General features: G+C 65.9%; 18 protein-coding genes. 8 read left to right on the top strand and 10 right to left on the bottom strand.

Annotated elements, in window-relative coordinates; genetic code table 11:
* Nucleotides 1-198: 198 nt before the first annotated feature.
* A complete protein-coding gene (locus VGV07_RS16770) occupies nucleotides 199-1,116 on the top strand; it encodes a GlxA family transcriptional regulator (protein ID WP_326869868.1) in 918 nt (305 codons plus the stop codon).
* Nucleotides 1,117-1,131: 15 nt separating this feature from the next.
* Here VGV07_RS16770 and VGV07_RS16765 read toward each other — a convergent pair whose 3' ends face one another.
* Nucleotides 1,132-1,638, bottom strand: coding sequence for a GyrI-like domain-containing protein (locus VGV07_RS16765; protein ID WP_326869866.1), 507 nt, complete (start codon nucleotides 1,636-1,638; stop codon nucleotides 1,132-1,134).
* A 236-nt stretch (nucleotides 1,639-1,874) separates the two neighbouring features.
* Here VGV07_RS16765 and rsgA point away from each other — a divergent pair, with 236 nt between their 5' ends.
* The 3 genes from rsgA (at nucleotide 1,875) to VGV07_RS16750 (ending at nucleotide 4,809) form a co-directional block, all read left to right on the top strand.
* Nucleotides 1,875-2,948 carry a ribosome small subunit-dependent GTPase A gene (gene rsgA / locus VGV07_RS16760; protein WP_326869865.1) on the top strand — a complete coding sequence of 358 codons (1,074 nt, stop codon included), beginning with the start codon at nucleotides 1,875-1,877 and terminating at the stop codon, nucleotides 2,946-2,948.
* A 170-nt stretch (nucleotides 2,949-3,118) separates the two neighbouring features.
* On the top strand, nucleotides 3,119-4,051 hold the full coding sequence (locus VGV07_RS16755; protein WP_326869864.1) for a sulfite exporter TauE/SafE family protein: 933 nt from the start codon (nucleotides 3,119-3,121) through the stop codon (nucleotides 4,049-4,051).
* Nucleotides 4,051-4,809, top strand: coding sequence for a TIGR02186 family protein (locus VGV07_RS16750; RefSeq protein WP_326869863.1), 759 nt, complete (start codon nucleotides 4,051-4,053; stop codon nucleotides 4,807-4,809). The genes VGV07_RS16755 and VGV07_RS16750 overlap by 1 nt, the downstream gene beginning before the upstream one ends.
* Before the next feature lie 178 nt (nucleotides 4,810-4,987).
* On the opposite strand, the gene VGV07_RS16745 is transcribed toward VGV07_RS16750, so the two are convergent.
* The 3 genes from VGV07_RS16745 to VGV07_RS16735 all read right to left on the bottom strand — a co-directional run bounded on the left by VGV07_RS16745 (nucleotide 4,988) and on the right by VGV07_RS16735 (nucleotide 9,183).
* Complete coding sequence (locus VGV07_RS16745) at nucleotides 4,988-5,686, bottom strand: head GIN domain-containing protein (protein ID WP_326869862.1); 699 nt, start codon at nucleotides 5,684-5,686, stop codon at nucleotides 4,988-4,990.
* A 252-nt stretch (nucleotides 5,687-5,938) separates the two neighbouring features.
* Entirely contained in the window at nucleotides 5,939-6,670 is a 732-nt protein-coding gene (gene pdeM, locus VGV07_RS16740; protein WP_326869861.1) for a ligase-associated DNA damage response endonuclease PdeM, read from the bottom strand.
* Nucleotides 6,667-9,183, bottom strand: a complete 2,517-nt coding sequence (locus VGV07_RS16735; RefSeq protein ID WP_326869860.1) for a ligase-associated DNA damage response DEXH box helicase — start codon at nucleotides 9,181-9,183, stop codon at nucleotides 6,667-6,669. Before VGV07_RS16735 ends, pdeM begins: the two co-directional genes overlap by 4 nt.
* 172 nt (nucleotides 9,184-9,355) lie before the next feature.
* Here VGV07_RS16735 and VGV07_RS16730 point away from each other — a divergent pair, with 172 nt between their 5' ends.
* The gene (locus tag VGV07_RS16730) at nucleotides 9,356-10,036 is read left to right on the top strand and encodes a nucleoside/nucleotide kinase family protein (protein WP_326869859.1); all 681 of its coding nucleotides are present in this window, start codon (nucleotides 9,356-9,358) and stop codon (nucleotides 10,034-10,036) included.
* A gap of 2 nt (nucleotides 10,037-10,038) precedes the next feature.
* The gene (locus tag VGV07_RS16725; RefSeq protein ID WP_326869858.1) at nucleotides 10,039-11,379 is read left to right on the top strand and encodes an MATE family efflux transporter; all 1,341 of its coding nucleotides are present in this window, start codon (nucleotides 10,039-10,041) and stop codon (nucleotides 11,377-11,379) included.
* Nucleotides 11,380-11,547: 168 nt separating this feature from the next.
* Here the strand turns inward: VGV07_RS16725 and VGV07_RS16720 are convergent, their stop codons facing one another.
* The 3 genes from VGV07_RS16720 to VGV07_RS16710 are packed head-to-tail and all read right to left on the bottom strand — an operon-like array spanning nucleotide 11,548 to nucleotide 14,322.
* A complete protein-coding gene (locus VGV07_RS16720; RefSeq protein ID WP_326869867.1) occupies nucleotides 11,548-12,624 on the bottom strand; it encodes a quinone-dependent dihydroorotate dehydrogenase in 1,077 nt (358 codons plus the stop codon).
* Between the two features lie 29 nt (nucleotides 12,625-12,653).
* A complete protein-coding gene (locus VGV07_RS16715) occupies nucleotides 12,654-13,019 on the bottom strand; it encodes a DUF952 domain-containing protein (RefSeq protein WP_326869857.1) in 366 nt (121 codons plus the stop codon).
* Nucleotides 13,020-13,068: 49 nt separating this feature from the next.
* Nucleotides 13,069-14,322 carry an MgtC/SapB family protein gene (locus VGV07_RS16710; protein WP_326869856.1) on the bottom strand — a complete coding sequence of 418 codons (1,254 nt, stop codon included), beginning with the start codon at nucleotides 14,320-14,322 and terminating at the stop codon, nucleotides 13,069-13,071.
* Nucleotides 14,323-14,642: 320 nt separating this feature from the next.
* Here VGV07_RS16710 and VGV07_RS16705 point away from each other — a divergent pair, with 320 nt between their 5' ends.
* Nucleotides 14,643-15,932: a chloride channel protein gene (locus tag VGV07_RS16705; protein WP_326869855.1), complete on the top strand. Its 1,290-nt coding sequence runs from the start codon at nucleotides 14,643-14,645 to the stop codon at nucleotides 15,930-15,932.
* 4 nt (nucleotides 15,933-15,936) lie between these two features.
* Here VGV07_RS16705 and VGV07_RS16700 read toward each other — a convergent pair whose 3' ends face one another.
* Nucleotides 15,937-17,586, bottom strand: coding sequence for a lysine--tRNA ligase (locus tag VGV07_RS16700; RefSeq protein ID WP_414649970.1), 1,650 nt, complete (start codon nucleotides 17,584-17,586; stop codon nucleotides 15,937-15,939).
* 161 nt (nucleotides 17,587-17,747) lie between these two features.
* Between VGV07_RS16700 and VGV07_RS16695 the strand changes: the two genes are divergently transcribed.
* On the top strand, nucleotides 17,748-18,152 hold the full coding sequence (locus tag VGV07_RS16695) for a tellurite resistance TerB family protein (protein WP_326869853.1): 405 nt from the start codon (nucleotides 17,748-17,750) through the stop codon (nucleotides 18,150-18,152).
* A 145-nt stretch (nucleotides 18,153-18,297) separates the two neighbouring features.
* Here VGV07_RS16695 and VGV07_RS16690 read toward each other — a convergent pair whose 3' ends face one another.
* Both VGV07_RS16690 and VGV07_RS16685 read right to left on the bottom strand, forming a co-directional pair.
* A complete protein-coding gene (locus tag VGV07_RS16690; protein WP_326869852.1) occupies nucleotides 18,298-19,110 on the bottom strand; it encodes a transporter substrate-binding domain-containing protein in 813 nt (270 codons plus the stop codon).
* A gap of 228 nt (nucleotides 19,111-19,338) precedes the next feature.
* A complete protein-coding gene (locus VGV07_RS16685) occupies nucleotides 19,339-20,592 on the bottom strand; it encodes a D-amino acid dehydrogenase (RefSeq protein WP_326869851.1) in 1,254 nt (417 codons plus the stop codon).
* Nucleotides 20,593-20,823 lie beyond the last annotated feature (231 nt).

Here is a 20,823-nt window from a genome sequence, read left to right as displayed (position 1 = left end):
GATCAGAACGATGGTCTTGGTCATTTTGGGTCTCTCCTTGGTTGGGCGAACCCTTGTCCGCCGCGATGTGATGACCCTAAGCTCACCCCCGATCGGCGACGATTGCCGCAACTGACATTGTCGGGGCCAGAAGTGACAAAGACGACGGACGCGCTGAGACACACCGAGATCGGCCTCCTGCTCTACCCAGGCTGCGCCATGGCCTCGGTGCACGGGTTGACCGATGCCTTCCAGGTGGCCAACGACTATGCGCGCCAGCATGGCGGCACCGATCGCATCCGCACCAGCCATTGGCGCGTCGATGCAGGGGGCTTCGTGCGGGCCTTCGACAGCAATCCTGAAGACATCGGGCAGCCTGAATACATCGTCATCCCCGGCCGGCTGGCGGATCCGCTGACTGTCGATGAAGCCGCGGATTTCGTCGATTGGCTGCGCCAGCGGCACGGCACCGGCGCTACCATCGCCTCGATCTGCGGCGGCGCCTTCATGCTCGGGCACGCCGGGTTGCTCTCGGGCCGGCGGGCGACGACCCATTGGCTCTATGCCGAGGCCTTCGGGGCGGCGTTTCCCGATGTCGATGTCACGGCTGGAGACATCATCGTCGAGGATGGCGACATCATCACCGCCGGCGGCATGCTGGCGTGGACCGATCTCGGCCTGCGCCTCGTCCACCGCGTGCTCGGCCCGACCGTCATGGCGGACACCGCGAAGTTCCTGCTGGTCGATCCGGCCGGGCGCGAGCAGCGCCATTACTCGACCTTCGCGCCGCGCCTTTCGCATGGCGACGACGCGGTGTTGAAGGTGCAGCATTGGCTGCAGGCGCACCGCAGCGAGGAGATCAATATTCCGGACCTGGCAGAGCGAGCCGGGCTCGAGGCGCGTACCTTCCTCCGCCGCTTCCAGAAGGCCACCGGCCTCAGGCCAACCGAGTATGTCCAGGCGCTGCGGATTGCGCTGGCGCGCGAACGGCTGGAGTTCAGCCGCGACACGGTGGAACGTATTGCCTGGAACGTCGGCTACAAGGACCCCTCCGCCTTCCGCCGGGTGTTCCAGAAAGTTACGGGCCTCTCGGCCAGCGCCTATCGCGACCGCTTCGGCGCCGCGGTGCGCGCCTGATGGCTCGATCGATGCCTATGCGGTGGCAAGCTTGATCGACAGCTCTACCTCCCAGAGCAGCTTTCGCGGCTCGAGGCGATAGTCCGTCAGATAGGCTTCGTAGCGACAAGCGTACGACTCCGACAGAGCGGGATCGATGGCTTCGAACCGAGTTCCGCTATCGCGTCCCCATTGCATCAGCGCCTGATTGCCGCGCAGCCCATTGCCTCGATAGATCAGCGAGGCGTAGGTGCCTCCGGGCAGTACGGCGGGCCTGATGGCGGGATGATCAGTCGGGACGGCACGGGTTACGAAACCGGCCTCGATCTCCATGATGTCGCTCATGTCGCAATGGTAGTAGCGGAGGAAGTACGGCCCTTGTTCCTGAAGGTCGTTGCGCTTGCTCCACGACCGCAGTTCCTTCAGCGCCCGCGTTGCAACAGCAAACATGCCAGCGAACGGGGTCTGCAACCGGATCCCTGCGTAATGCCGATCGGGTTTCTCGACGATCGACACCGGACCGATGATGGTTTCTGCCTTCATGATGTCCTCCACCCGGAAAGCGTGGATTAATTTCGAGGCCCTCGCAACCGGCGCCCGCAGGCTGCGATCGCGTTGACACGCAACCGCGTGAGGGCTAGCTTCCCTCGCCTGCGCAAGAGAGGAGGCGTCCAATGACTGACATTGTGAGAACCGCCCTCCGTCGCGCCGCCGCGTAGTATCCGCACATCAGGGATTCCGGCCGGCGCCTTCATGGCCCTGATCCAAGGAATTCCATCTTGCTCGAACAGTTCGGCTGGAGCGATGCGCTACAGCAGCAATTCATCCCCTATGCCGCCCAGGGTTTGATCCCAGCGCGGATTACCGTCCAGCAACGCGGTCTCTATGAGATCGTGACGGGTATCGGCGAACTTACCGCCACGCTTGCCGGCAAGCTGGCCCATGACGCAGTTGACGGCGCCCTGCCCGTCACCGGCGATTGGGTCGCGGTACAGGCGCGGCCCACCGAGGGCAGCGCGACAATCCAGCATGTGCTGCCGCGCAGTACCACCTTCATTCGCCGCGCCAGCGGCCCAGGGGCGGCGCGGGGTCAACTGGTCGCCGTCAATGTCGATGTTGCGTTGCTGGCCGCCTCGATGAATGCCGACCTCAATGCTCGCCGCATCGAACGCTATCTCGCCACCGCGCTGGAAAGCGGAGCCGACCCGGTGGTGGTCCTGACCAAGGCCGACATGTGCGACGATGCCGCGGCCCGTATCGCCGAGATCGAAGCGGTAGCGATGGGCGTGCCGGTTCTGGCCGTCTCGGCCGTCACCGGCGCTGGGCTCGACGCACTGCGCGGTTATCTCGCGCCGGGGCGAACGGCAGTGCTGCTGGGCAGTTCGGGCGTCGGTAAGTCGACGCTGGTCAATGCGCTGGCCGGCCGGGCGCAGATGGCGACACAGGCGATCCGCGAAGACGATGCGCGCGGCCGCCACACCACCTCGCATCGCGAGCTCGTGCTGCTGCCCAGCGGCGCGCTGATCCTCGATACGCCAGGCATGCGCGAGCTCGGACTGTGGGATGCCGGCGAAGGCATGTCCACTGCCTTTGCCGATATCGAGGCGCTGGCGGCACAATGCCACTTCCGCGACTGCGGCCATGACACCGAGCCCGGCTGCGCTATTGTCGAAGCGCTCTCCACCGGTGCCCTCGATGCAGCGCGCTGGCGAGCCTATGGCAAGCTGCAACGCGAGCTGGAGTTCCAGGTTGGCAAGGAGGATCCCAAGGTACATGCCGAGAGCCGCAGGGTGCGGATCAAGCGAAACAAGCTGCATCGGGCCGAGATGAAGTTCCGCAAGCGGCTCGAATGAGTTGCGCTATGGGCAAGGGCTCTGTTCCAATCCCGACCCACTCGGTAGGCTAACCTAGCCTTCGTATTTTGCTGCTAATGCTCGGTGGCATTTCGCGAAAAACCGTCGCATTTCCGTCGCGGCCTCACGCTAGAGCCACGGGAATGCCCTAGTGCTATTGGACGCTCCACGTGCAGGTCTATCTGCCGATCGCCGAACTTTCGATGAACCTGTTCTTCCTCGTGGGGATCGGGGGCGCGGTCGGGTTCCTGTCGGGGTTGTTCGGGGTGGGCGGCGGCTTCCTGTTGACCCCGCTGCTGATCTTTTCCGGTGTCCCCTCCTCCGTGGCAGTGGCCTCGGTGACCGGCCAGGTGGTGGCGGCCTCGACCTCGGGTGCGCTCAGCTACTACCGACGCGGGCAGATCGACCTGCATATGGCGATGTACCTGGTGCTGTCGGGCGTGCTCGGCGCGTTCGGCGGCGTTGCGACCTTCCAGGTGCTGCGTGCGGCGGGCCAGCTCGACCTCGTTATTTCGCTCGGTTTTTTGATCCTGCTCGGCTTCGTCGGCACGTTGATGCTGATCGAGGCGGCGCGCGCCATCATGAAGCGGCGGGCCGGCATCGTCGTCCGCGAGAAGCTGCCCAACCAGCACAACTGGTTCCATGGCCTGCCCTGGCGGGTGCGGTTCAAGAAATCGCGGCTTTACATCTCGGTGATCCCGGTGCTGGCGCTGGGCGTCGCCATCGGCTTCGTCGGCTCGCTGCTGGGCATCGGCGGCGGCTTCATCCTGGTGCCGGCGCTGGTCTATATCCTCAGGATGCCCGGCAACATGGTGATCGGCACCTCGCTGCTGCAGGTGGTGGCGATGATGGCGGCAACCACCATCCTCCACGCCGTCTCCAGCCAGAGCGTCGATATCCTGCTCGCCTTCTGCCTGATGGTAGGCGGCACGGTGGGGGCGCAGTTCGGCGCCTCGGCCGGCAAGTACCTGCGCGGCGAGCAACTGCGCGCGCTGCTCGCCATCCTCGTGCTCGCCGTCGCCATCCGCTTCGGCATCAGCCTGGTGCTGACGCCGGGCGATGTTTATTCGACCGCCGTGATCGGCGCGTCGGGGGTGATCTGATGCGCCGGCTGCTGCTTGCCCTCGCCATGCTCTTCGCCGCCGCGCCGGCCCTGGCCGAGCGGCTGGTGACGCAGGTGAGCCAGGACGAAGTGTCGATCACCTCGAGCTTTGCCGGCCAGACGCTGACCCTGTTCGGCGCGATCGAACCCGAAGTCGGGGCCGAACAGCGCTTCGTCGAGGGCCCGTACCACGTCATCATCACCGTTACCGGACCGCTGCAGAACCGGGTGGCGCGACGCAAGACCAACCAGTTCGGCATCTGGCTCAATACTTCGCAGGCCGAGTTCGAGCGCTTCCCTTCGTTCTACCAGGTGCTGAGCGATGCGCCGCTCAGCAACATCACCGATCCGATCACGCTGGCCGAAAAGGAAATCCCGCTCGACAGCCAGGCGCGCTACACCGCCAAGGCCGGCTGGTGGGATGCCACGGTGTTCGGCAGCGAGTTGACCCGGCTGATGCAGCAGAAGGGCTTTTTCAAGCTCAACGAGAACGGCGTGGTGTTCCGCTCGGACACCTTCTACTTCGCGCAGGTGTCGCTGCCGTCGGACGCCCCGCCGGGGCCCTACCTCGCCCACACCTACCTGATCAAGGACGGGCAGGTGATCGCCGAAAAATCCGACGGCTTTTCGGTGCGGAAGATCGGCTTCGAGCGTTTCCTCGGCCAGTCGGCGCGCACCCAGCCGCTGCTCTACGGCCTCGTCTGCGTGGCGCTGGCGCTGTTCACCGGCTGGCTCGGGGGCGTGGTGTTCAAGCGGTAGGACGGGAAAGCGCCTGACGGGGCACATGGCCGCCCCATACGCGGTGTCACCCCGGCGAAGGCCGGGGCCCATCCTGAGATGCTTCAGTTACTCAGATGAATTGAACGATCTCAGGATGGATCCCGGCCTGCGCCGGGATGACATCGAGTGTTGGGAAGGACCCCGCCCAATCGAGAGCCTAGTTCTCGATCTTGATGTCGCTGCCGCTGCTCGCTTCCTGGTCCATCTCGGCAGGGTTGCCATAGATGCTGAGGTGGGAACCCGAGGAGGCGTTGGCCTTGATCGACTTCGACGCGTAGACCTCGAGATCGGAGCCGCTGGACGCATTGGCATCCATGGTAGCGCAGAGCAGGTCCTCGGCATCGAGGTCGGAGCCGGACGAGGCATTGGCCTTGCCGTCGACGCAGGCGCCTTCGATCTTGAGGCCGGCGCCGGAGGAGGCGTCGAACTCGACCAATTTGCCCACCACGCCGCTGAGCGACAGATCGGCGCCGCTCGAGGCACCGAATTCCAGCGTATCGCCGGTCACGCCGGTGGCGACGACATCGGAGCCGGCACTGGCTTCGATCTTGCCGAGCACCGGCACGCCGATGGTGAGCTTGATCTTCTCACGATCACCGAAGCTGAAGATGTCGAAGAAGCTCCAGTCGTAGTAGGCCTTCAGCGTATTGCCCTCGACCTTGAGCTGCAGGTCGTCGAGCAGCCGCTTGTCCTTGGCCTCCACGGTGATCGACTGGGTGCCGCCGACAGTAACGATGGCATCGATCCCAGACGAAATATCGAGCGCGGTGAAGGCCGGCAGGTCGACGGTGCGGCTCTCTGCCAAAGCCGGCGCGGCCAGAAGCAACAGGGCTGCGGAGGCAGCAGCGCGTTTCACGATCCCATGCATTTTCAACAGTCCCATTCAGTTTGAGGCTGACACGTGGGTGGTGTGTTACATGCCGATCAAGGGTTCGTGACCGGAATATTTTCGGGCACGTACCCCATCGGATAACTGACGCAGACGGCCCCCTCCCATCCTCCCCCATCAAGGGGAAGGTGCCCGTTGGTGCTATTGGCATGATCGACGACTGAGCCTCGACTCTTCACCTCCCCCTTTATGGGCGAGGCTGGGAGGGGGCCGTCCCTATCAGTACGCGTCGTAACCAGTCACCAGCCGCTTCGGGCTCACCGGGTACACCCGGCCTCGCCCGATCATGGCCACTTCGAGGGTCGGCCAGTGCAGGAGGCCGACAAAGGCCGGGCTGAGGATGTTGAGGCTGCCGGTAGCAGCGCCATAGGCGGGCAGCACCATCAGCCGGCCATCGTGGACGAAGCACGGGCGGCGGACCGAGCGGCCGTTCATCGCCACATGCGCCGCGGGATGGAGATGGCCGGCGATGACGCCCTGCCCCGCCCCGGGTTGGTGAGTCAGCGTCAGCCCGGCGCGCGACAGGCCGGTGACGCAGACGCCTCCGAGGCTATGCGGGGCGGGATCGTGATTGCCGGAAATCCAGGTCCAGCGCGCCTTGCCCATCAGCGCGGCAAGCCGCAGGCGGTCGGCGTCGAGCAGGGTGGAGGTGCCCTCATCGCGGTGGAAACTGTCGCCCAGCGCGATGACCTCGGTGGCGCCGGTCGCAGCGATATCGGCTTCCAGCCGGCGCAGCGTCAGGCCGGTATCGTACGGTGGCAGCAGGCTGCCGCGCCTCGCGAAGGACGACAGCTTTTCGAGATGCAGGTCGGCGACCAGCAGCACGCCCTCGGCGGCCCACCACAGGGCGCCCGAAGGCAGCGGCTCGAAACTGTGACCGGCGAAATGCAGGTACACGGGGTCGCCCTTGTCGTCGATCGGGGCGGTGCGCGCCGCCCAGGCTGAAGTCAATTCGCCCGCTTCCTTGTCTCGCCTAATGTGGGGCTCGCGCCCATGGCCTCGGCGATCAGTTCCTCGGCGGCTTCGGCCATGGTGCTTTCGCGGGCCTCACCGACCACCGGAACCTTTCCGATATCGAGCAATACCGGTACCGCCAATGGCGAGATTCGGTCGAGTGGCTTGTGCACGATGTGTCGCTTGATGCGGGCGAGCATCTGGCCGAGCCGCTCGATATCGAGCAACCCGCGAGCGGCATCCCGGCGGGTGGCCTGGATCAGGATATGATCCGGCTCGTGCTGGTAGAGCACATCGTAGATGATGTCGGAGGAGACGGTGATCTGCCGGCCGGTCTTTTCCTTCTGGCCCGGGTGCCGGCGCTCGATCAACCCGGCGATGATGGCGCAGTTGCGGAAAGTGCGGCGCATCAGCTGGCTCTCGTCGAGCCAGGCTTCGAGGTCGTCGCCCAGCATATCCTCATCGAACAGGTCGTCGAGCGACAGCCGGCCGGTGCGGATCAGTGCCGAGAAATCGCCCAGGCCCCACACGGCGAGCGAATAATCGGAGGCGACGAAGCCGAGCGGGCGGGCGCGGGCCCGCTCCAGCCGCCGGGTCAGCAGCATGCCCAGCGTCTGGTGCGCCAGCCGCCCCTCGAACGGGTAGCAGACCAGGTAGTTCTGGGCGCCGCGCGGAAAGGTCTCGACCAGGAGGCTATCCGCGGCCGGCAGGATCGAGGCTTCCTGCTGCAGGCGCAGCCAGTCGCTCACCTGGTCGGGCAACAGGTGCCACTGGTCCGGATGGGCGAGGAGTTTCCGCACGCCATCGGCAAGGAAGGTGGAGAGCGGGAACTTGCCGCCCATATAGGACGGGATTTTCGGGTCCTTGCCCTGCGAGCGCGACACGTAGGCCTCGCTTTCGAACATCCCCTCATAGGCGACGATCTCGGAGCCGAACAGAAAGGTGTCGCCCTTGGTAAGGGTGGTGAAGAAGTATTCTTCCATCTCACCCAGCACCCGGCCGAAGCGGCCGATCGGGCCGGTGGTGGCGCCCTTGGTGAAGCCGCGGCCCTTGACCAGCCGCACCTTGACCATCGGCTCTTCGACGATGGTGCCGATATTGAGCCGGTATTGCTGAGCCACCTGCGGGTTGGAGATGCGGAACTTGCCGTCACCGGTCTGCCTGAGCTTGGCGTAGCGCTCGTAGGCGCGGAGCGCATAGCCGCCGGTGGCGACGAAATCGACGGTGCGCTCGAACTGCTCCCAGCTCAGCTCCCGATAGGGCCAGGCGCGGCGGATTTCGGCATGCAGCGCCACCGGATCGAAGGCATCGGCGCAGGCGGTACCAAGAATGTGCTGGGCCAAAACGTCGAGCCCGCCGGAGACCGGATCCTCGCTGTCCTGGTGGTTGTGCTCGACGGCCTCCAGCGCCGCCTCGCACTCCAGCACCTCGAAGCGGTTGGAGGGGACGAACAGCGCCTTCGATGGTTCATCCAGCCGGTGATTGGCGCGGCCGATGCGCTGCAGCATGCGGGAGGAGCCCTTGGGGGCGCCGACCTGCACCACGAGATCGACATCGCCCCAGTCGATGCCGAGGTCGAGCGTCGAGGTGCAGACCACGGCCCTGAGCCGGCCCTCCGACATCGCCGCTTCCACCTTTCGCCGCTGCTCCACTGCCAGCGAGCCGTGATGCATGGCGATGGGGAGCATATCCTCGTTGGCCTGCCACAGCTCCTGGAACAGCATTTCGGCCTGGCTGCGGGTGTTGACGAACAAGAGCGTCGTCTTGTGCTCCTTGATGGTGCGGTAGAGGTCGGGGATGGCGTAGAGCGAGGAATGGCCGGCCCAGGGGATCACCTGGTCAGACTTCAGGATTTCGATATGCGGCTTGGCGCCGCCCCGCCCCATCAGCAACCGTGCCTCGGCGCCCGGTACGGGGCCGGCGATCCAATCGCGCAGCAGGTCCGGGCGGGCGACGGTGGCGCTGAGCGCGGTGATCCTGAGCTGCGGCGCAATGCTGCCGAGCCGCGCCACGCCGAGCGACATCAGCTCGCCGCGCTTGTTGGTCACCATGGCGTGCAGCTCGTCGAGCACGACGCGGCGGAGCGAGCCGAACAGCTTGCCGGAGTCCGGATGGCTCAACAGCAGCGCCAACTGCTCGGGCGTGGTCAACAGGATCTGCGGCGGGTCGTAGCGTTGTCGCTGCCGGCGGTGCGACGGCGTATCGCCGGTGCGGGCCTCGACTCGGATGCCGAGGCCCATTTCGCTGATCGGCGTCATCAGGTTGCGCTGCACGTCGACCGCCAGCGCCTTGAGCGGCGAGAGATACAGCGTGTGCAGCCCCGGTCGCGGGTTTTCGATCAGGTCGTTGATGGTGGGGAGGAACCCCGCCAGCGTCTTGCCGGCGCCGGTCGGGGCGATCAGCAGCGCCGAGTCCCCGGCTTCCGTTGCCTCCAGCACCGCGAGCTGATGCGCACGCGGCGCCCAGCCCTTGCCGGCGAACCAGTCGGTGATCTCTGAGCGGAGGGGCAAGGGGTGTTCCCGGTTTGTGCCCAGTATGGGGGGACTGGATTGAAGGAGCAAGAGCCGAGAGAGAGGGCCCCCTCCCGGCCTCCTCCATGAAGGGGAGGTGAAGAGCCGAGGTTCGGTCTTCGATCGTGCCAAACGCAATGGAATCCGCTACGCCATTCGCCGGAGGCCCCCGATGAACGACAACGAACAGCAGGTGTTGCAACTAAGGCCGGAGGCGGCGCTGGCGCTGCTGGTCGAGCGGGTGCGGCACATGCTGACCACCTACGAGGGGCGCATCGCCATCGGGCTCGCCGGCGGGCCCGGCGTCGGCAAATCGACACTGGCGGTCAAGCTGGTGGAGGCGCTGAATGCAACAACCCCTGACCTCGCCGCCTATGTGCCGATGGACGGTTTCCACATGCGGCATGCCAAGCTCGAAAGCCTCGGCACCGTGAAGGACAAGGGGGCGCCGCACACGTTCGAAGGCGCGGTGTTCGCCGAGTTCCTCGCCGGGGTCAAGGCGGCGACGCTGCAGGTGAGCGGCCCCGGCTATTCGCGCGAGATCGAGGATGTGGTGATCGACGCCTTCGTCGTTCCGGCTGGCGCACGGGTGCTGGTGGTCGAGGGCAACTACCTGCTGCTGGCCAATGCGCCGTGGTGGCAGGTGCGGCCGCTGCTCGACCTCGCAGTGTTCATCGATCTGCCGCGCGACACAGTAAAGGCCCGGCTGCTGGCGCGGCATGCGGAGCACGGCCTGTTCACCGCCGAGCGCAACCGGCAGCACGTCGAGCGCGTCGACCTTGCCAACTATGACCTGGTGAAACGCTCCCGTGGCCGTGCCGATATCGCCATAGACCTTCTTACCGAGCACTGAACTTGACCCGACCGAGCTATCCGTTCGACGTGCGCTCGCGCGACGTCTGGGCCATTGCGCTGCCCGCCTCCGTGGCGTTCATCACCGAGCCGCTGGCGGGCCTAGTCGATATCACGGTGATCGGCCGGCAGGGCGATGCGGCGATGCTGGGCGGCGTGGTGCTGGGCGCCCTGGTGTTCGATTTCATCTTCTCGATGGCCTATTTCCTCAGAACCGGTACGGCCGGGCTGACGGCGCAGGCGGTCGGGGCGCGCGATCCGCGCGACGGCTTGCTGCATGCGGCGCGGGCTATCGGCATCGGCATTATCGCCGCCGCGCTGATGATCGCGCTGCAGGTGCCACTGCTGGCGCTGGCCAACTTCGCCATGGCGCCGACGGCCGGGGTCGCCTTGGCGCTGCAGCAATACTTCGAGGTGCGGATCTGGGCGGCGCCGTTCTCGCTGGTCAACTATGCGCTGCTCGGCTGGTTCTACGGCCGCGCGCAGGCCAAGACCGGCATGATGCTGCAGATGCTGATCCACGGCCTCAATATCCCCTTGTCGATCCTGTTCGTGATGAGTTTTGACTGGGGGCCGCATGGCGCGGCACTGGCGACGGTGATCGGCCAGGCCGCGGCATGCCTGCTCGGCCTCGTCCTCCTGATCCGGCATTTCGGCGGCCTCGCCAAGGTCATGGCGATGATCGTGCCGGACGAGCTGTTCCACGGCCATGCATTGAGGCGGATGTTCGGGCTGAGCCGCGACCTGATGATCCGCTCGATCGCGCTGATGGGGGCCTACGCCTATTTTGCGGCGCAGGGCTCGCGGCTCGGCGAAGTGCCGCTCGCCGCCAACGCGATCCTCCTCAATTTCCTGATGATTTCCGGCTTCTTCCTCGATGGCATCGCGCAGGCGGCCGAACAGCTCTGCGGCAAGGCGGTCGGCGCCAACTGGCGGCCGGCCTTCGACCGCGCCTACGCGCTGGCGTTTCGTTGGGGGACACTGATCGCGGTTGGCCTGGCGCTCGTCTGGTTCGCGGCCGGCTGGTACCTGATTGACTTCATGACCACCAGCGAGCCGGTGCGCGAATACGCCCGGATGTTCCTCTGGATTGCGGCGCTGTCATCGCTCACCGGCATGCCGGCTTTCGTGTTCGACGGCATCCTCGTCGGCGTCACGCTCAACACGGTGATGCGCAATGGCATGGTGCTGGCGCTCGGCTTCTTCCTCGCCGTTGCCGTGGTGCTGCAGGGGGCGCTCGGCAATACCGGACTATGGATCTCGATCCACCTGTTCTTCCTCTGCCGCGCCGGCTTTTACTGGTGGGCGCTGGAGCGGAAGAAGGCGGGGTTGTTTGACGCGTAGCGGCGCAAGAGCAAGGCCCCACCCAGCGACGCTATCTCGCTTCGCTCACAAGCTTTGCTGCCCTCCCCACAGGGGGGAGGGAGACGCAGGAACCGATAGCTTGCAGTCAGATCTCCCTCCCCCTTGTGGGAAGGGATCAAGGGTGGGGGTGGCCCCACGCACCGGCTCCTAGAGGCTAGCCTTGCCCGAAGCCCACTCCGCCGTCGTCAGCCCGGTCAGTTCCGACACCGACTTCAGCCCGCGGCTCCGCACCGCTGCGCTGAGGCCACGCTTCAGCCGGTCGAGCATATCGAGGCCGCCGAACACCAGGGCCGAGTAGAGCTGAATGGTATCCGCTCCCGCCTCGAATTTGGCCACGGCGCTCTCGGGGGAGTGAATGCCTCCGACCCCGATGATGGGCAGTTTGCCCACCCGCTGGCGGACCTGCGCCAGCTTCTGCGTTGCAAGATTGAACAACGGCCTGCCGGAGAGCCCGCCGGTTTCGGTGGCATTCTCCATGCCCTGCACCGGGTCGCGGCTCAGCGTGGTGTTGGAAACGATCAGCCCGTCGAGATCGGTGGCGAGCACCACCCTGGCGATGCCATCAAGGGCTTTCTCGTCGAGGTCAGGGGCGATCTTCAGCAGCACCGGCACGCGCACCGATGCCTTGGAACGGGCCTTCAGCACCGCTGCCAGCAGCCGGGTCAGCGCCTCGTCGGCTTGCAGGTTTCGAAGCCCCGGCGTGTTCGGCGACGAGATGTTGACCGTCAGGTAATCGGCGACCTCGGCGAAGCGGGTAACGCCGGCGACGTAGTCGGCGACGAAATCCTCGGAATCCTTGTTGGCCCCGATATTGACCCCGAGAATTGCCCCGACATGCGCCCCCTTCAACCGGGCGAAGGCCGCGTCATGGCCTTCGTTGTTGAAGCCCATGCGGTTGATCACCCCATCCGCCGGGGAGACGCGGAACAGCCGCGGCTTGGGGTTGCCCTGCTGCGGGCGTGGCGTGACGGTGCCGACCTCGACCATGCCAAAACCCATGCGGGCCAGCGGCTTGGGCACCTCGGCATTCTTGTCGAAGCCGGCCGCCATGCCGACCGGGTTCCTGAGGTCCAGCCCGCATAGCGTGGTGCGCAGTTCAGGCGGATCGACACCCTCCTGCTCCGGCGCGAGGCCCAGCCGCAGCGCCGCGATGGTGGCGCCATGGGCGATCTCAGGATCCATCTTCAGCAGCGCATCACGGGTCAGGCCCGACACGAGCGGCATGCGCAGCAGCGGGGAGAGACGCGAGAAGATCATTTGACCCAATCCGGCAGCGTGACAAGGCCATCGGCAGGCACGTCGAGCCGCGCCATGTTGGACACCGAAGTCATCGACAGTTGGGCAAACAGGTGCGGAAACAGGTCGCCGCCACGCGACGCCTCCCATTTGAGCGCATCACCGAGTGGCGTCGCGGGCACCTGAAACAGCACCTGATCGCCAAGCCCGGCGAAGTAGAGCCGGATGGTTTCGCCGAGCTGGGCGGCAGTGGAGAAATGGATGTAGCCGTCCTTGAGATCGATCGGCTGCCCGACGAAGCTGCCGGCAGCCAGCGACGCCTCGTAGATTTCGCGGCTCGCGACCTTGTAGATGAACTGAGGGCTGTGCATCGAGGTGACCATGCGCAGCCTTTTGGGCGACCGGGCGCGCGATGGCAAGCGGGTGGACTGCTCAGCGGAAGAAAAACCAGCCAAGGCCCGCTGCAAAGAGCGCCGCGGCGCTGGCGGCGGCGACCTGCAGGCCGATTATGCGTCCACCGGCGGCCATGGCGATGATGGCCTTCGAAACGGTGTTGACCCCGACCGCGATGATGATCGCAAGGGTTGCGATATCGAGGCCGAGATGGCCGGCCTGGCGGGCGATCGACACGGTGACCGCGTCGACGTCGGCGATGCCTGAGATGGCGGCCACGGCAAGCACCGCGGTGGGGCCGATCAACCGGCGAGCCAGTTCGGCCGCTATGGTGACGACGGCGATGAAGACGGCGAGCTTCAGCGCCATGCCGATTTCGAGCGGGTTGGTGATCTCGAGCTTGGGCGAACGCCTTTCCCGGTTGCCGATCAGCAGCAGGAACGCAGCAGCAGCGGCAAGCACGAGGGCCAGCCCGCCTATTGGGCCGGCGAGCGGCAGGATCAGCGCCGGATTGAGCAGTGCCGCAACGACGCCGACGCGCAGCGCCATGACCAGGCCGGCAATGAGAATTCCGGCCGACAGAAGCTTGGCGGACTCGGGATGGTCCTTGCCGAGCCGGGCGAGCGACAGCGTGGCCGCGGTGGACGAGGCAATGCCACCGGCCGCGGCGGCCATCAGCACGCCCAGCCGATCGCCGAAGACCCGTACTGCGACATAGCCGCCGAACGAGATGGCGGCGATCATGATGGCGAACAGCCAGATCTCGAACAGGTTGAGCACGCCCCATGGATCGACTGGTTGCTGCGGCAGGAATGGCAGCAGCAGGAAAGTCATGGCCAGAAGGATCAGGACCGCGCGCAATTCCCCCCATTGGAGCGAGGCGACCCAGGCGTGCAACTGGGTGCGCAGCGCCAGCAGCAGCGTCATGGCCACGGCAGCGCCGGCCGCCACGGTCAGTTCGCCCAGTACGGCATAGGCTCCGAGCGCGAAAGTGAGCGCGCCGGCGACGACCGATGTGGCGCTGAAGTTCTGTTCGCGCTTCGCCTCGAGCCAGTGGAAAGCGGCGAAGACGGCAAGATAGCCGAGAAAGATCGCAGCCAGAACGATTGGTTGACTGACCGCCGACAGGGCCGCGGCAATGCCGCCAAGCAGGCCGGACAGCGCGAAGGTCCGAAAGCCGGCGGCCCGCTGACCGTCCTCCTCGTCGCGGGTTTTCCAGCCTCGCTCGAGCCCGACAAGCAGGCCGATGGCCAGGGCCACTGCAAGGCGCGCCACCAGATCCAATGCACTCATCGCTCCCCCACGGCGGCTCGTCGACTTTACGCTAGGACTGGTTTCCTTGTGAGACAAGTTTCCTCGCAAGCGGCTGGGCAGGTGCTGTCACACGTCGATATCTGGAACGCGATGCGATCGCCGAGCGCCATGGGCTATCGGCGTCCGGGCTGGTGGAGCTCCACCCGCTCAACCCCACCGATCCAGCGCGTGTCCTCGAGATGAAGGACGGCGAAGGCATGGGCCGCACCGTCTGGGCCAGCCAATAGTCTGATGGCCTGCGGGGTTGACCCACGGGTTGCATGTGGCGCATTTGCGGTCTGCACATCCTCCAGGCCTGCATGAACCCGATCCGCTCGAAAGAACTGCTACAGACGCTGCGGCGCCGTGGCGCGACCCTGACCGGGGCCATCGCCATCGGTTTGCTGGCGCTGGTTTTCGCCTTCGCGGCAGACGCCGCGCAGCGGTTGTTCACCCTGCTGGCCGGCAGCTTTTCGCTCCTTCCCTTGCTGATAACACCGCTTGGCTTTGCGGCGCTGGTGTACCTGACGCGGCGCTTTGCGCCGGATGCACGCGGCTCAGGTGTGCCGCAGGTCATTGCAGCGGCGCAGTTGCCGCATCCCGAGCTCTCTCCGCTGATCAGCCTCAGGACCGCGATCGCCAAACTGCTGTTGACGCTCGGCGGACTGATGCTGGGGGCATCTTCGGGACGCGAGGGCCCAACCGTGCAGCTGAGCGCCGCGGCGATGACGGCGACCCACCGGCTGTTCCGCGTCCCCTTGTCGTCAGCAGTGGTCATCGCTGGGGGAGCCGCAGGGGTGTCCGCGGCGTTCAACACACCGCTGGCGGGCATCACATTCGCGCTTGAGGAACTTGCCGCAGCTTATGAGCAGCGCCTGACCCTGCTGGTCATGGCAGCGGTCGTCGTAGCCGGATTGGTGAGCCTGGGGATCGCCGGAGACTACCTGTATTTCGGCGCCATGAACGACACGATGACGCTGGCTGCCGGGCTGCTGACGGTCCCGGTGGTCGCCGCGATCGGTGGGGCGGCCGGCGCATTGTTCTCGCGCCTCGTGCTGTTTGCCGCGAACGGCGTGCAGCCCCTGCTGCGGCCGATACGCGAACACCCGATCCTGTTCGCCGCCGGTTGCGGGCTCGTCGTTGCGCTTATCGGTACGGCAACTGGCCTGACATGGGGAACCGGGTACGAGCCGGCCAAGATCCTCATCGAGGGTGGCACGCAGCCCGTCTGGTTTGCACCCGCCAAGTTCCTCGCGACCCTCGCGACTTCCGTCAGCGGGCTGCCAGGCGGAGTCTTCGCACCTTCCCTGTCCGTTGGGGCCGGACTGGGGGGCCTGCTGTCACCGCTGTTTTCGGTTGCGCCGCCCGCCACTGTGGTGGCGGTCGGGATGACAGCCTACTTCGTCGGGGTGGTCAGGGCCCCCCTCACCTCCGTGGTGATCATCATGGAAATGACCGGCAGCCACGCCATGCTGCTGGCGCTGATCACCGCCGCGATCATCGCCGAAGGCGTGGCGGCTGTGCTTTGCCCCGAGCGGCTCTACCATGGCCTGTCGAAAGCATTCCGGCAGGCCCCAACGGCGCGCCGCGACACAACGCCAGCCGACTGATGGGTCAGGCGGCGGTGACCAGCTTGCCGGCCAGCGCATCGGCGATGAGCTGGCGCGTTTCGGCGACGCCGTAGAGCGCGATGAACGAGCCGAAGCGCGGGCCCTGGTCGGCGCCGAGCAGCACCTGGTAGATGGCGCCGAACCAATCGCGCAGCGGATCGAAGGCGTGCGCGTTGCCGACCGCGTAGACGATGTCCTGCAGTTCCTTGGCCTCGAGCGCCTCCTTGCCGGCGAGCTGATCGGCCAGGTCGGCCAGCGCGGCGCGTTCCTTGTCGGTGGGGGCGCGGAACGTCTTGGTCGGCTTCACCTCATCGTTGAAGTAGCGCACGGCATACCCGGCGAGGCGGTCGAGCTCGGGGTTGGTGACCGGCGTCTCGCCCGGCAGACGACGCGAGATGTAGTTCCACAGGGCCGATTTTTCATGCGCGTTGGCGGCCGAGGCAAGGTTGAGCAGCAGGCCGAAGGTGATCGGCATGTCGACCACCGGGACCTTGCCCGAGTGAATGTGGAAGGCGGGGTTTTCAAGTGCCGCCGCAGCGTCCTGGCCATTATAGGCGGCGACGTGCTGGTAGTACTCATCGACGGCGCGCGGGATCACGTCGAAGTAGAGGCGCTTGGCCACCCGCGGCTTCTGGAACATGTAGAGGCTGAGGCTCTCGGTGCCGGCATAGGTCAGCCACTCGTCGATGGTCAGCCCGTTGCCCTTGGACTTCGAGATCTTCTGGCCCAGGTCGTCGAGGAACAGCTCATAGACATAGTGCTCGGGCGGGGTGCCGCCGAGAATGGCGCAGATCTTGTCGTAGATGTGCTGGTTGGTCTGGTGGTCCTTGCCGAACATCTCGAAATCGACGCCCAGCGCTGCCCAGCGCATGCCGAAATCGGGCTTCCACTGCAGCTTTACATGTCCGCCGGTCACCGGCAGGGTGGCGTCGCGGCCATCCTCGTCGACGAAGGTGACCGTGCCGGCCTTGGCATCGACGTGCTTCATCGGCACGTAGAGCACGCGGCCGGAAATCGGCGAGATCGGCAGGAACGGCGAATAGGTCGCCTGCCGCTCTTCGCCGAGGCTGGGCAGCATCACCGCCATGATCTGATCGTAACGCTCGGCGGCGCGCAGCAGCACCTCGTCGAAACGACCGGCCTTGTAGTACTCGGTGGCGCTGGCGAACTCGTAATTGAAGCCGAAGGTATCGAGGAAGCGCCGCAGCATGGTGTTGTTGTGGTCGCCAAAGCTCTTGTAGTCGCCGCCGAACGGGTTCGGCACCGAGGTCAGCGGCATCTGCAAATAAGGCTCGAGCGCGGCGCGATCCGGCACGTTTTCCGGAATCTTGCGCATGCCGTCCATGTCGTCGGAAAAGCACAGCAGCCGGGTCGGGATCTCGTCGCGGGTCAACAGCCGAAAGGCGGTGCGAACCATGGTTGTGCGCGCCACTTCGCCGAAGGTGCCGATATGCGGCAGGCCCGAGGGGCCGTAGCCGGTCTCGAACAGCACCTCTTGCAACCCCAGCCGCTCGACCCGAGCCACCAATTTCCGGGCTTCCTCGAACGGCCAGGCGCGCGCCGTCTGGGCGGCGTCGAAGAAGGCGGGGTCAAGGGTCGGAAGCGGCGCGGGCACGGCAGGCCTCAGATGCTGAGTGGGGAGAAGGCGCTCAATTGCACCAGCCGGCCACGGGCGTCAATGGGAAGCGCCCTGCCCGCCTTGCCAAGCGCCAGTACGGTGCCTAGTTATGCGGGACTTTCCAGCCAGGTCTCTGTTTGTCGCGAGATCGAACCGGAAAACTCTGCAACTCTCCCGATCCCGCTCCAGAGGACCCGATGGCCATTTCCCTGCAGGACGCTCTCATCCACATCATGGTGGTCACCGCCTCGTCCGACGAAGGCATTTCCGACCACGAACTGGATGTGATCGGGAGCCTCGTGGTGCGCTCGCCGGTGTTCGCCGATTTCGACCTCGAGCGGCTCTCGGCGGTCGCTAATGCGGCGGTCGACAAGACCAACAGCGCAGGTCTCGACGCGGTGCTCGACGACGCCATCGCTGCCGTGCCCAAGCGCCTGCATGACACCGCCTATGCGCTGGCCGTGGAAGTCGCGGTGGTCGACGTGCAACTGCCGCAGGAAGAATTGCGCCTGCTCGAGATGGTGCGCGACCGGCTGGATATCGATCGACTGGTCACCGCAGCGATCGAGGCCAGCGCCCGGGCCCGGATGCGGTCGGCGTGAGCCGACCTCCAAACGCGCGCTGTGCACGGTGTCATCCCCGCGAAAGCGGGGATTTCTGTTTCCGGGGCCGGCATCGCAAACTGAGGTTCCCGCCTTCGCGGGAATGATCCGGCGGCCAGGGCAGCGCCCGGGGGCAGGTTCGCCCTCAGTAAAAGCTGACCGGGAACCACCTCAGGTAGAGCTCATCGAAAACGCCCGAGCGCTTCAACCGGGCGAGACCGTAGTCGATGACCTGGCGGACGGCATCGGCGCCGGCCGGCATCGCCACGGCAAGGCCATCGCCAAACAGATCGGGTCGGAAGTACGGCTCGCCCGCGAACTCGCAGCAACCGACATGCTCGTTGAGCCAGAAGGAGGCCCGCATGGCGTCGCCGAAATAGGCGTCCGCCTCGCCCTTCGACAGCGCGTCGAGCGCCATGATCTCGCTGTCGAACTGGATCAACCCGGCCGCCGGTAGATAGCGCCGGATGAATTCGGCATGGGTCGAGCCCCGCCGCACCGCGACGCGCTTGCCGTCGAGCGCGGCCGGATCGAACCCAGAGGCCGCAGCGACCGGGGTGACGAAGCGGCCCGGCAGCATCAGGTAGATCTGCGAGAAATCGAACAGCGCGCCGTTTTGCGGGGTGAGCGCCAGGCCGGCGATCAGCGCGTCGCCCTGCCGATCCTCCAGCGCCCGCGCCGCCTGGTCCCACGGCCAGGCCTGCACGGTGCAGGTGATGGCAAGGTCGGCGCAGAGGGCCCGGGCCAGGTCGACGTTGAAGCCGACCAGTTCGCCGGTATCGTCACGAAAGTTGAACGGTGGGAAATCCGCGGTGGTCAGGAAGCGGATCGACGGCACCGCCGTGAGATTGGGGACGATTTCGCGCGCACCGGGATCGATGTGATAGGGCAACGCCTGCGCCAACACCGGCGCCGACGGGGCGAGCAGCAGAGCGAGAGCGAACAATAAGGCGCGCATGACGTCCCGGGGCGAGCGATCCTCGGCTTATCGCCCAATTCGCCGGCAAAGGCGAGGGCCGATGCCCGGTGTTCCCAAGCTCTCGATTTCGGATGGGCTCCGATCCACCGCCATAGACGCTCAGGTACGGTCGTGCCCATCCACCGGCTGTCGTCATCGAGTTTTGGGCGCTGCCAGGTGGCAAATCCGCCGATGGGCGCTGCACCTGAGCAGCAGAGCCCCGTGGGTCTAGGCGTAACGGCTTAGCCCGAGATCGCCGATCTCGATATCCGGAGCCTTGCCGGAAATGAGGTCGGACAGCACCCGGCCGGAGCCGGCAGCCATGGTCCAGCCGAGCGTGCCATGACCTGTATTGAGATAGAGGTTGGAAAACTTGGCGCGCCCCAGCACCGGTGTGCCATCAGGCGTCATGGGCCTGAGCCCGCACCAGAAGGTTGCCCTCGACGCATCCCCGGCCTTGGGGAACAGTTCGCGCAGCGAGCGGTCGAGCGGGCCGCGCCGCGAGGAATGGAGCGTCGTGTCGTAGCCCGCAATCTCGGCAGTGCCGCCGACGCGAATGCGGTCGCCGAGGCGCGTCGTCGCCACCTTGTAAGTCTCGTCCATCACCGTCGAGACCGGCGCCTGTGCCGCGTCGGTGATCGGCACGGTGAGCGAGTAGCCCTTGATCGGGTAGATCGGCAGGCCGATGCCGAGCGGGCGGAGCAGCAATGGCGAATAGCTGCCGAGGGCCACCACATAGGCATCGGCGGTGAGCATGCCCTTGTCGGTTGCGACACCGGTAACCTCGCCACCCGAGGTGGCGATGTGGTCGATCGTGGTGCCGTAACGGAACGCAACGCCGTGGCCGGCGGCACGTGCTGCAAGCGCTTCGGTGAACATCTTGCAGTCGCCGGTGTCGTCGTTGGCGAGGCGCAACCCGCCGACGAACGGTACGGTCGCCGTCGCCAGGCCGGGCTCGGCAGCCACGCACCCACGGGGGTCGAGCACCTCGTAGGGCACGCCATACTGCTTCAGCACGGCGATATCGTCAGCGGCGTGATCAAGCTGCTTCTGCTCCCGAAACAGCTGCACCGTACCCTGCTGCCGGCCATCGAAGGCAAGGCCCGTCTCGGCGCGCAGGGCGATCATCATATCGCGCGAGTATTCGGCGAGCCGCACCATGCGACCCTTGTTGATGGCGTAGGCGCGCTCGGTACAGTTGGCCAGCAACTTGAGGCCCCAGAGCCACATGCGCGGATCGAGCTTGGGCCTCAGCACCAGCGGGCCATCGGTCATCAGCAGCCACTTGATGGCCTTGACCGGAATCCCCGGGCCGGCCCAGGGCGAGGCATAGCCATAGGAAAGCTCGCCGGCATTGGCGTAGCTGGTTTCGAGCCCCGCCCCTGGCTGCCGATCGATTACCGTCACCTCGTGCCCTGCCTCTGCCAGGTAGTGGGCAGAGCTGGTGCCGATGACGCCCGAACCGAGGATGAGGACTTTCATGCCCTCATCATCACGAGAGCAGGCCGAAAGGCAATACGCGACAGCAAGATGGGCAAGGTTGCGGTGCATCGTACATGCATGCCGGCTTGCGCTTGGGTGCGCTGGTGGGCATGCTTCGCCGGCGGGGGCGCAACAAAGACCATCGGGGAAATTTACGGTGAGAATTGCCGCGCTGTTCTTGGGCTTGATTGCCGGGCTGTTTGCGCTCCTGGCGCCGAGTGCGCTGCGCGT

This window comes from Devosia sp. (assembly GCF_035944845.1).
Classification (GTDB): Bacteria; Pseudomonadota; Alphaproteobacteria; order Rhizobiales; family Devosiaceae; genus Devosia_A.
This window is presented reverse-complemented; position numbering and strand designations above follow the sequence as displayed.